Genomic DNA, 1690 nt, shown 5'->3' on the forward strand with positions numbered 1-1690 from the left:
CCGGCGGCGAAGCCCGAGCGCCGTCCCACCGGTGCGCCCCGGTGGTCGACGGGGCCGGCGACGGCCACCTCCTCCACCAGCTCCCCCAGCAGTGCGATGCCGGGCAGGAAGAGGTGGTGGAACTGCGGGTCGGGCAGCAGGTCCGCCACCGGGGAGTTCGACGTCGCGGCGAGCGCCGCACCACGCGCACCGAGCTCGCGCAGCAGGCGCGTCAGCAGCGCCGCGTCGCCGGGGTCGTGCACCGCCACCTCGTCGAAGCACAGCAGGCGGCAGCCGGCCAGCAGGTCCGCCAGCGCGTCGGCGACCGCCGTGCGGCTGCCCCGGTGGGCGTGCACCGCGGCGTTCAGCTCGCGCAGGCAGGAGTGCAGGTGCACCCGGCGCGCCCCGGGCACCTCCTGCGCCAGCACCCCCAGCAGGAACGACTTGCCGCGGCCGACCGGCCCCACCAGGTACGCGCCGCGGGCCGGGCGACCGGTGGCCAGGTCCGCGGCGAGCACCGCCAGCCGGTCGGCGGCCCGCTGCTGCGCCGCCTCCAGCCGGAAACCCCGGGCGGCGGCCTCCCGGTCGAAGGCGGCCCGCACGCGCGCCACCTCCGCCCGGTGCCGTGCGCGCACACCGCGACGGTGACCGCCGCCCGCTCCGGCGGCGGCCGGCACGACGCCCCTCACCAGCGCGCGTCGCCCGGCGGCTCCGGCAGCGGCGCGCCGTACCAGGCCTCGACGAGCCGGCGGGCGATGGACAGCGGCGTCGGGAGCAGCAGCCGACCCGCACCCACCTCGGCGGCCAGCTCCTCGCGGCTGAACCAGCGCGCCAGCTCGATCTCCTCCCCGTCCACGGCGATGCGGGTGAAGACGGCGCGGGCGACGAACCCGACCATGATGGAGGCCGGGAACGGCCAGGGCTGGCTGCCCAGGTAGACGACGTCCTCGGGGCGGTGGCCGATGGTGACGCCCGCCTCTTCCAGCGCCTCCCGGCGCACGGTCGCCTCGAAGGACTCGCCCGGCTCGACGAACCCGGCCAGGACGGAGTACCGGTCGGGCGGCCACACCGGCTGGTGCCCCAGCAGCAACCGGTCGTCGGGGTCGACGATCGCCATGATCACCGCGGCGTCGGTGCGGGGGAAGTGCTGGGTGCCGTCCTCGACGTCGACCTTGACCCAGCCGGCGTGCTCGGGGCGCAGCCGGTGGCCGGAGCGGGCGGAGAACCGCGTCACCGCGTGCCAGTTGGCCATGGCGACCGCCTCGGTGAGCATCCCCGCGTCGCGGTCGTCGAGCAGCACCCCGGCCTGCCGCAGCCCCCACCACCGCACGCCACCCCCGTCCGGCCCCCCTGCCGGCCCGCCGGTCGGCTCGCCCGCCGGCTCCTCGGCCGGCTCCTCGGCGCTGAGGAGGGCGACGTACTGCGCCCCGCCGTCCGAGCCGAGGTAGAGGCGCAGGTCGTCCTCGGCGCCGGGGGGCACCTGCGACGGCGCCAGCAGCTCCAGCGCGACGCCCGCCCCCCGGGTGCGGACGGCGGCGCGCCCGGCCCGCACGTGCAGCACCCTGGTGGCCTCCTCGGCCCACAGCGCGTCCAGCAGCCCCGGCTCCGCGCGCCGCTCGGCGCAGCGGTCCAGCACGGAGCGCGACAGCGTCAGCCAGGTCCGGTGCGACCAGCCGGAGCGGGTGGTGACGGTGAGGGGGCTCGCCGGTGC

The 1690-nt window shown here is 78.2% G+C and carries 2 protein-coding genes; both read right to left on the minus strand.

Translation table 11 applies throughout. The features are described from left to right. A partial coding sequence (gene zapE / locus ABEB16_RS20410; protein ID WP_345714025.1) for a cell division protein ZapE occupies positions 1-614 on the minus strand: 614 nt, incomplete at its 3' end. Positions 615-664: 50 nt separating this feature from the next. Next, a partial coding sequence (nudC, locus tag ABEB16_RS20415) for an NAD(+) diphosphatase (protein WP_345714026.1) occupies positions 665-1690 on the minus strand: 1026 nt, incomplete at its 5' end.

Origin of the sequence: Kineococcus glutinatus (assembly GCF_039542765.1) — a bacterium.
Lineage (GTDB): Bacteria > Actinomycetota > Actinomycetes > Actinomycetales > Kineococcaceae > Kineococcus_A > Kineococcus_A glutinatus.